The organism is Allobosea sp. P1_A7, assembly GCF_056406775.1.
This window is the reverse complement of the sequence record NZ_JBFTZN010000291.1, coordinates 1-7,332: the sequence shown is the minus strand read 5'-3', so window position 1 is coordinate 7,332 and position 7,332 is coordinate 1. Positions and strand designations below refer to the sequence as shown.

Annotated in this window: 12 protein-coding genes and 1 pseudogene; 6 read left to right on the top strand and 7 right to left on the bottom strand. The window is 61.2% G+C overall.

Annotation, left to right across the window (positions count from 1 at the left end; all coding sequences use genetic code 11):
• Positions 1-68: 68 nt before the first annotated feature.
• Positions 69-275: pseudogene (locus tag AC1D34_RS31450) on the top strand (sulfite exporter TauE/SafE family protein); the annotation flags it as partial.
• Positions 276-422: 147 nt separating this feature from the next.
• On the opposite strand, the gene AC1D34_RS31445 reads toward AC1D34_RS31450, so the two are convergent.
• The 5 genes from AC1D34_RS31445 to AC1D34_RS31425 form a co-directional block, all read right to left on the bottom strand.
• Complete coding sequence (locus AC1D34_RS31445; protein ID WP_476776197.1) at positions 423-776, bottom strand: response regulator transcription factor; 354 nt, start codon at positions 774-776, stop codon at positions 423-425.
• A gap of 465 nt (positions 777-1,241) precedes the next feature.
• Positions 1,242-2,003, bottom strand: a complete 762-nt coding sequence (locus tag AC1D34_RS31440; protein WP_476776198.1) for an SOS response-associated peptidase — start codon at positions 2,001-2,003, stop codon at positions 1,242-1,244.
• 207 nt (positions 2,004-2,210) lie between these two features.
• Complete coding sequence (locus AC1D34_RS31435; protein ID WP_476826341.1) at positions 2,211-2,939, bottom strand: GNAT family N-acetyltransferase; 729 nt, start codon at positions 2,937-2,939, stop codon at positions 2,211-2,213.
• 202 nt (positions 2,940-3,141) lie between these two features.
• Entirely contained in the window at positions 3,142-3,480 is a 339-nt protein-coding gene (locus AC1D34_RS31430; RefSeq protein WP_476776200.1) for a hypothetical protein, read from the bottom strand.
• Positions 3,473-3,820 carry a hypothetical protein gene (locus AC1D34_RS31425; RefSeq protein WP_476776201.1) on the bottom strand — a complete coding sequence of 116 codons (348 nt, stop codon included), beginning with the start codon at positions 3,818-3,820 and terminating at the stop codon, positions 3,473-3,475. Before AC1D34_RS31425 ends, AC1D34_RS31430 begins: the two co-directional genes overlap by 8 nt.
• A 159-nt stretch (positions 3,821-3,979) precedes the next feature.
• Between AC1D34_RS31425 and AC1D34_RS31420 the strand changes: the two genes are divergently transcribed.
• The 3 genes from AC1D34_RS31420 to AC1D34_RS31410 are packed head-to-tail and all read left to right on the top strand — an operon-like array spanning position 3,980 to position 4,784.
• The gene (locus AC1D34_RS31420) at positions 3,980-4,186 is read left to right on the top strand and encodes a hypothetical protein (protein WP_476776202.1); all 207 of its coding nucleotides are present in this window, start codon (positions 3,980-3,982) and stop codon (positions 4,184-4,186) included.
• An 8-nt stretch (positions 4,187-4,194) separates the two neighbouring features.
• The gene (locus AC1D34_RS31415) at positions 4,195-4,593 is read left to right on the top strand and encodes a hypothetical protein (protein WP_476826340.1); all 399 of its coding nucleotides are present in this window, start codon (positions 4,195-4,197) and stop codon (positions 4,591-4,593) included.
• A complete protein-coding gene (locus tag AC1D34_RS31410; RefSeq protein WP_476776204.1) occupies positions 4,590-4,784 on the top strand; it encodes a hypothetical protein in 195 nt (64 codons plus the stop codon). The genes AC1D34_RS31415 and AC1D34_RS31410 overlap by 4 nt, the downstream gene beginning before the upstream one ends.
• A 176-nt stretch (positions 4,785-4,960) precedes the next feature.
• On the opposite strand, the gene AC1D34_RS31405 is transcribed toward AC1D34_RS31410, so the two are convergent.
• A complete protein-coding gene (locus AC1D34_RS31405) occupies positions 4,961-5,200 on the bottom strand; it encodes a DUF982 domain-containing protein (RefSeq protein ID WP_476826342.1) in 240 nt (79 codons plus the stop codon).
• 272 nt (positions 5,201-5,472) lie between these two features.
• Here AC1D34_RS31405 and AC1D34_RS31400 point away from each other — a divergent pair, with 272 nt between their 5' ends.
• Complete coding sequence (locus AC1D34_RS31400) at positions 5,473-5,748, top strand: hypothetical protein (protein ID WP_476776206.1); 276 nt, start codon at positions 5,473-5,475, stop codon at positions 5,746-5,748.
• Positions 5,749-5,826: 78 nt separating this feature from the next.
• Positions 5,827-6,093, top strand: coding sequence for a hypothetical protein (locus AC1D34_RS31395; RefSeq protein ID WP_476776207.1), 267 nt, complete (start codon positions 5,827-5,829; stop codon positions 6,091-6,093).
• Between the two features lie 36 nt (positions 6,094-6,129).
• Here the strand turns inward: AC1D34_RS31395 and ligD are convergent, their stop codons facing one another.
• The gene (ligD, locus tag AC1D34_RS31390; protein ID WP_476776208.1) at positions 6,130-7,131 is read right to left on the bottom strand and encodes a non-homologous end-joining DNA ligase; all 1,002 of its coding nucleotides are present in this window, start codon (positions 7,129-7,131) and stop codon (positions 6,130-6,132) included.
• Positions 7,132-7,332 lie beyond the last annotated feature (201 nt).

Genomic DNA, 7,332 nt, shown 5'->3' with positions numbered 1-7,332 from the left:
CAGCGAGGCCGTGCATTTCACGTGAGCACGATTGCTAAAATCCGAAGGACCCATTCCGCCGTCGCCAGCTAGTCGGCTTCACGCGCTACAGTCGCGACCAAAGCTTTTCGGTCATCGCTAAAAACAAGACGTTCCTGCTGTTCATGGCTACGGGGTCAGTCGCTGGCACCTTCATTGGTGGTCAATTGCTCGGCTTCATTCCAAGTGGGGTGCTGCTTCCGGGGCTCGCACTTATCTTGTTGGTATCCGCTGTGAAGGTATGGAGGCACCACTAACAAGGACGGCTGGGTACGCCCGCTCGGGCCCGTTGCGAGCGTTCAGCCGGAGAAATCGGACGTCGCCATCCACCAACCCTAACCGGTCGTTTGTTCGGGCAGGTCGGATCGGACCCCGGGCTACGCACGGCGCCTTTATGGTTGATCTCAGTGGCGCTCCCTGACGGATCCGAGTGCGACCGCGAGCGCTTCGAATAGGCTCGCATTCGCCAACGGCTTCGAAAGAACGGCAACGGTGTCAGTGGCCAGAGACAGTTCGCGGATCCTGTCTCCATGTGCCGTGATGATGATCGTCGGAATATGGACGCCGCCCCTGAGTAATTGATGGTGAAGCTCGATGCCGGTCATGCCGGGCATCTGCACGTCAAGGATCAGGCAGGCAGGCGGCCCTCCAGGCAATGCCTTCAGAAATTCGCGGGCTGAGTTGAAGATCTTCGTCTCAAACCCGCGAACCCTCAGCGTCCGGCTCAGGGACTTCAGTACGGACGGATCGTCGTCCACGATAGCGATCCAGGATGTATCCTGCACCATGGGCGGAACGTGAGGTGGTTTCTGCTCCGTGTCGACCTGACCAATGGGCCAGTAAGCCGCGCGGTACGTCTAGGGCAGATCTCCGCAGTGCCGGGACCTGCGGAGGCGCAAAGCTGATCGGCTTTTCGGTGGTTGCCCCCACCCACTCGCGACTYTCAGAACGTCTGGTAATGGGCAATGAGGACCGTGCTCGGAGTTGCCGAACGATGCTTCAACGCGTCACCGAAATTTTCGGAAACGCCAAGAAGGCTGGAACCTGTTCAGTTCAGATTTTAGTAGGCCCCAGGTGGCTTTACTACCTAATTCTGCATTTCTAGGGAGTGTGAGCCCGATCGGAGGATTCGGGAAGGCGGGAGCTACTCGCTATCGCTTACGCGCCAATATTGGCCGCTGGCCGGCGAGTTCACCAATCCCCGATGATAGGACGCCTTTCAATCACAGAAGCGCAGCCTGCATTGGCTCCGGCTTCGGCTCTGGCGGGTCTGTCTTTTGTCCCCGCGAGACGATCTGCAACGCTCCATCCGGCAGCGGCCTTTGAAGGCCCTTCGCGATTTCCCAAGGCGACGACATCCAGAGTTCCAGGTCGACCGGATTGGTCAGGATCACCGGCATCGCCTTCGGATGGATCGGCTCAACCTCGGCGTTTGGCTCCGTGGTGAGGAAGGCGAAGACGTCGATCGTCTCCTCGCCGGTCTTCACCTTCCGGACGCTGGTCCATTGCGGCGCCCAGATGCCCGCGAAGAAGGCGAGCGGTCGATCCTCATCCAGCGCGAACCAGACGTCGCCACCGGCCTCGCGGTTGAATTCGCTGAAGGCGGTGAAGGGCACCAGGCAACGGTTGTCGATACCGAGCCAGCGTTTCCAGTGGGCGCTCGAGGTATTGCGGACATTTGTCGTGCCGCTATCGGGTTCCATGCGCAGGAGCTGGTCAAAATCGACCTCCTTGCCCTTGGCACGCAGCTTGTCGGCCCGCTTGGTTGCGGCGTCGAGCTGCGCCTTCCTGGACGACGGCATCCCCCAGCGCACCATCGCCAGTTCCGGCTGATCTGCCCCCGCGACATTGCGGATGATCGGCGCGCCATAGTCGGGGAAAATCCCCGGCTGCGGCGGCAAGTTGGTGACGGGGACATTGAAGGGCTTGGCAAAGAGCTGACGCATGGCGTCGACGCTGCGCGTGAAGCTGTAGAGATTGCACATGGGCGGAGGTTAGTTCGGGTGCAATTCGCCGTCACCCCCTCCCCTTGGTCGTTCTCCTTGCCAAAGATCTCGCTTGTCATCAGCCGGAAATCATCGTCGAGGATGGCGTCATCCTCGCTCGCACTTTCGAGTTCGGCCGCGGGAACGATCTCGCCGCCAAACTCGGCTGGACTCTTCGCCCCCCTTAGCGGACCTCCGCACCCTAGCTTACGAGACGCGTAGGCTTGCTCCCAGAACACGTAATCCTAGGCGGGCGGCTACACGCTGCGATGAGAGATTGCCGCGAGCCGTGCTGTAAAACAGTCTGCGGGAGCGGAGTGACGGGAGCCGCGACCAACCGGCCGTCGCAGCGGCGGCAAGGCCGCGCCCCCGATACGGCGCTGCGGTTACTAATCCAAGTTCGGCGCCAGCATCCGCGAGCCGGGCAGCAAAGGCAACGGAAGCGACTTGGCCATCGACCACAGCCGCGCACCAAGGCGTCCAAAAGTCCGCGGCCTCACGGAAGCCCAGGTCGCGCCAGGTTTCCGGAACCTGGTCCCCCCAGGACCCCATCAAGTCTCGGCCTTCCCTGGAGTCGTCGCTGATGAGCCGAGTGTCACTGGGATACGGGTGCGCGTGCGGAAGTTCGTAAGTGAGCTCGAGTTCGTGCCTGACAGGACCACTGCCGGCGAGCAGCGCCAGGTAGCGTTCAAAATGCTCCGGCGTTGCCGGATGCACGAATGGCGGCTCCGTGGCGGCGAGGCTTTCCAGCTCTTCGGCGATGGCGTCGGCGAGTTCGGCTCCTGCACCGAATACGTTGCCCTCGGCGCTGCCGGCCAACCAGAGTTGCGGGCCCGGCGAACGGTCGGGATCGTTCTCACGCTCGATCCGCCCGTCAGATCGCGATTGAAATAGCGTGTTGAACTGGGTTCTCAGCCAATGGTTTTCAGTGACCATGATCMGCCTTCGCCGTCAGAATCGCAGCGCGAGCGCCGCTTGGACGATTCAAGCGGCGTACTACCTTGGCTAGAGTTGACGCGCTAAGGGAATAAAAGACCCGCTTGCTCCGTCGCATTGGGCGCAAGCTTGCAGCGCACGGCTCGCAGAAAGGCTTGTACCAGTAACCGCAATCGGAGAAGAGATTGCACATGGGGAGATGCTAGTTCGGCCGCACTTTGCCGTCCCCCCGTTCGCCCCGGTCACTTTCCTCTCCGAAGATTTCGCGCGCCATCAGCCGAAAATCCTCGTCCAGAAAGGCATCGTCCTCGCTTGTCTTCTCCAAGTCGGCGGCCGGAATAACCTCTCCGCCGAACTCGGCCTGGAATTGAAGCGCGAGTACAGATGACTTGAAGGCAACCCTAATGCCGCCTTCGCTGCGGAGCCCATCATAGGATTTGAACGGCACGCCGTGGTCCGCGCACCATGCGGTGAACCAGACGAAATAAAGGTCACGCCTACCGACCGTCGTGACCTCGACCTGATGGGGCCATTCACTCATCGCCACCTCCCACTCGTCGTCGTGTTTGCGTGGTCTGCTCGGCCGGGAGCAATTCGTCTTTCCCACCCTCGATCACTGTCAGTCGGCCCATGAACGGCGGATCGTCGGGCGGCCCGGAGCGGCCGATATCCGGGCAATAGGCGCCGCATTTGCGACCGTATTTCTGGGGCTTCCGGAGCGGATTGTTCGGCGCCCAATCGCAGGTACTGACGAACATATCGAGGAGCTCGCCGAGCGTGATGAGCCGTCCATATTTCGCTGCACACGCAGCCAAGCGCGCATTGGCAAAGCGCTCGCAATAGTCGCAGCGAAACCTGATCACCACCCAGGGATAATGCATCAGATCCGTCGACTTCGACGGCAGGAATGGTCGATTCCTCGGCATCGGACGATGACATTTGACTCGCGCTCGAATGAGAACAAAAATAGAACATACCTGACGTATAGGGAGTCAAGCCATGTCGCATTCGCCTGCGTGCCACTGACAATGCGGAGCGAGATGGTCATTACCGACACCCTGGAATGGTTGGCGGCCCGGCAGCGAATGGCCGAGATCGAGGTCGCGCGCCCTGGTAGCCCAGAGGCCGATGAATGGGCGGAGCTCGACTTTGCCGCCTTCTGCTGGGAGGAGGACCACATGCCGCCGCTCATGTTCGAGTTGTTGCCGTTTCCGGCGCCGCTCAACCGGCTTCAGATCCCGTTCTGAGAATTTCGATGACGCCCGATGAATGCTCAACCGAGCTGCATCTGCGGGAGATCTCCGGCTATTGCGATCTGGAGTACCAGGTGATTTTCATGGATGAGACGGTCGGGTGGATCATCCGGGACTCCAGCAGCAATGATCCAAAGTGCTGGAGCTGGATCATCCAGATCGGCCATCCTTGGCCGAGCCAATTCATCGGCTATGAAATCTCGCTCGAGGCTGCGAAGGCAGCCTTTCGGGCCGTTTGGCTGCCTGCCTTCGATGCCGTCACGCTTGAGCAGTTCAAGGCGCGGACGAGCGAACACGGTTCTGGCAAAAGCGGCACGGCCGGGGGCCGGAATCTCCCCTTGAAAATTAGGAGCCACGCGATAATTTTTTCGGCATCAGCCACGGAAGGAGAGATCCGATGACCGCGGTTCCCGAACTCAGACCGGAAACGCCGACCGCCTGCATTACCTGCCATGAGGACTATCGCTATGCAGTTCAGCGCATCGGCGAAATCGAAGATGCAAGGCCTGATACGGTCGAATCCCTCGAACTGGACATGCTCAAAGCCGCGGTCGCCGCCTATGAGGCGCGGGAGGTCGAGCGCGCTGAATGACAGGGAAAGACGATAGCGGCCGGCTTCACAATCCCCTGGGCGTCCTCAGGGCAGTCGAGCGCGTCGAGCAGCTCACGGGCTGCCTTAAGGACACGGACGAGGAAGCCGCGTTGCGGAGGCTCGTTACGGCGCGAAGAATGGCTGATTGCCAACCCGTACCGGGAATCGCGGCTCGGCTATCCAATGAGGCGGCCACACTCCCGCGCTGCCTCCTCGAACGCCTCCCGCGCCTCATCAACGGTCCCGGCACCATTCAGCGCTGCCGTGCAGGCGCGAACTGCGACTTGCCACTTCGGGCCCGCCCCTATCGCTTTCCACGCCAGTAAGAACTCTGCGGCTCGCTCGACGTGGTTGACGGAATAGGTCACTTCAGGCCGGTCGGCTCGAACGACAACGGGTGGGGTGAACCAGTGCATCGGCATGGCACATTCCTGTGCTCCTGGTTGCCGAACGCAAAGCGCAGCCGGCAGTTCCCTGAGGAGGCGGCGGGTAAAGCGTTCAGGAGCCGACGTCAGTGCCGGCGCTCGATCACCTCCAAGGCCGGAGGAGGCCCAATTGATCAGGCTCGTTGCAGCGCTCGAGGAATGGCTAGTCCACCATCCTACACGGGATGATTGGTGGAGTTGTTCACCATACGCGCGCCTACTGACGAGCTATCTTCTCTCAGCCTCGTCAGGGCGAGGAGCCAATGTTCACCGGGAAAGGTGTGTTGGTCGACAAGGCTGGAATGCGCCTGATGGTGGCCTACGAGTATGTCGCCATCGGACAGTGCGGGCGCGCCGGCCGCTTGTATAGCCAATCGACCGAAACAGGCCCGCTCATTTTCGAGGAGACGTTCGATTTGGAATGCGAAGACGGCGTTGCGATGATCATCGTTGTCACGCAAATATCTGAACGGCGCTGGGTGTTTTTTGGCCGTGAGCCGCGAAGCCATCGGCCCGATCCCGACTGCCCTTCCAACTGAATTATCTGGCGCCGGTCTGCTTTGTCCCGCAGCCCCTGATGATTGTATCACCGCTTTCCTGGGGTTACCTTCAACCGCATGACGGACTTCCCTGACATTTTCCGCTCGCCCCTCTGCCAGACGGTCACCCGCGACGGCATCACTGTGCAGGTTGAAATCTATCGCCTCGGAGACAGCGAGGGGTGGGTACTTGAACTTGTCGACGAGGATGGGGGATCAATCATCTGGGAAGAGCCGTTTGCCACTGACACCGAGGCTCTGGCCGAGTTCAATGAAGGGCTTGAGGAAATGGGGCTCGCGAAGCTGATCGAACCGGACGCGGGCGAACAGTCTACCTTGCAGTGAGGAGCGCATCTCGGGCATCGGCCGGCACACTCTGCGCTAATCGTCATCCAGGCGAAGAACGTTGTCAGCGTCGGCGACGTCGCGCAGCCCCTTGTACGAGGCGTGCCGCAGTTTCTGGTCCGTGGTCCAGGCGCGGAATTCGATCTCAGCCACCAGTGACGGCGTCACCCAGCGCGTCCCTTTTCTCGTCAGTTTCAGTGCGGGCTTATCGATCAGGAGCGCGTCAAGCTGCTTCCGCAGCGCGGTCGCAGTGCGATCGGTGAACCCGGTCCCTACGCCGCCGACATAGGTCAGCCGGTTGCTCTTCCAGGCCGCGAGCAGCAGCCGGCCGATACCGCCCAACGCCGACGACGACGGCTCATAGCCGATGATGAAGAACCCTTCCGATTGGATGCATTTGATCTTCCGCCATTCGCCGCCGCGACCGGATCGGTAAGGCGCATCGCGCCGCTTCGCGATGATGCCCTCAAGGCCCATCTTGCAGGCAAGCGCCAGGAAGGCGTCGCCGGCGGCGTCAACGTCCTCGCTGAATAGGATCGAGGTATGGGGCTTTATGATACCGGGGAGCATCTCGCGCCGCTCCTCACACGCCAGCGAACGAAGATCGTGACCGTTGAGATAGAGCAGGTCGAAAGCGTACAGGAGCGCCCCGGCGGCAGATCGCTTACCGCCCCGGCCACCGAGAGCGTGCTGTAGGGCGCCGAAGTCGGAAGCACCCCGGTTATCGAGCACGACGGCTTCAGCATCCAGGATGGCGCTATCCAGCTCGAGGTCCAGAGCATCACCCGCGATCGTCGGAAAGCGGTTCGTCCAGTCATGGCCGCCGCGGGTCAGGATGCGCACTGTACGATTATCAATGTGGATGGAGAGCCGATAGCCGTCCCATTTCACTTCAAACGACCATTCATCGCCGGCGGGTGGTTTGGACGCCAGAAGAGCCAGACAGGGCTCAACCCGGGCCGGCATGGGGTCAAAGTGGAGTTTCCGCTGGCGCGCATCCCGCGCCTTGCTGACAGGACCACGGACAGTCTCGGCCACAGGGCCAACACGCAGGATACGACGCGCGCACACAACTGATACTCCACCCCACGCACGAGGTTCGCCCCGCCGTTCCGGGGGGAATAGCGGCGGGGCTCCCCAGGCCGTGACGGCGCCGGATGTGAACAACGCCACCACGCAGTAGCGAACCCCTGTCGAAACCCGCAGTTCCGGGCGGCGACTACTATTTCACTCGCTCAA

Coding starts and splice junctions, on each gene's coding strand:
- AC1D34_RS31440 (WP_476776198.1), bottom strand. CDS start 2,003: ATGTGCAATCTCTACAGCTTCACGCGCAGCGTCGACGCCATGCGTCAG.
- AC1D34_RS31435 (WP_476826341.1), bottom strand. CDS start 2,939: ATGGTCACTGAAAACCATTGGCTGAGAACCCAGTTCAACACGCTATTT.
- AC1D34_RS31430 (WP_476776200.1), bottom strand. CDS start 3,480: ATGAGTGAATGGCCCCATCAGGTCGAGGTCACGACGGTCGGTAGGCGT.
- AC1D34_RS31425 (WP_476776201.1), bottom strand. CDS start 3,820: ATGCATTATCCCTGGGTGGTGATCAGGTTTCGCTGCGACTATTGCGAG.
- AC1D34_RS31420 (WP_476776202.1), top strand. CDS start 3,980: ATGGTCATTACCGACACCCTGGAATGGTTGGCGGCCCGGCAGCGAATG.
- AC1D34_RS31415 (WP_476826340.1), top strand. CDS start 4,195: ATGACGCCCGATGAATGCTCAACCGAGCTGCATCTGCGGGAGATCTCC.
- AC1D34_RS31410 (WP_476776204.1), top strand. CDS start 4,590: ATGACCGCGGTTCCCGAACTCAGACCGGAAACGCCGACCGCCTGCATT.
- AC1D34_RS31405 (WP_476826342.1), bottom strand. CDS start 5,200: ATGCACTGGTTCACCCCACCCGTTGTCGTTCGAGCCGACCGGCCTGAA.
- AC1D34_RS31400 (WP_476776206.1), top strand. CDS start 5,473: ATGTTCACCGGGAAAGGTGTGTTGGTCGACAAGGCTGGAATGCGCCTG.
- AC1D34_RS31395 (WP_476776207.1), top strand. CDS start 5,827: ATGACGGACTTCCCTGACATTTTCCGCTCGCCCCTCTGCCAGACGGTC.